Source organism: Vallitalea sediminicola, assembly GCF_054408565.1.
Window position 1 is genome coordinate 1 of sequence record NZ_BTPT01000327.1, and the last position, 214, is coordinate 214.

A 214-nucleotide genomic window follows, 5' to 3' on the forward strand; every position below is an offset into this window, starting at 1 on the left:
TAACCAAGTTTGTTCCCCCACTATACCATCACTAACTAGTCCATTTGATGCCTGAAAGTTTTTGACAATTGATTTTGTACCTGAACCAAAAATGCCATCAGCAGATAAGTTATAGCCTTTAGATTTCAAAAGATATTGTAAAGAGGTCACATTAGACCCAGAATCTCCTTTTTTAACAACAGTCACATGGCCAGTTGTTAAAAAAGGAGATTCT

General features: G+C 35.5%; 1 protein-coding gene. It reads right to left on the minus strand.

Features of this window, described 5'->3' with window-relative positions; genetic code table 11:
* A partial coding sequence (locus ACX6CF_RS26925; RefSeq protein ID WP_458788450.1) for a peptidoglycan-binding domain-containing protein occupies positions 1 to 186 on the minus strand: 186 nt, incomplete at its 3' end.
* Positions 187 to 214: the final 28 nt, after the last annotated feature.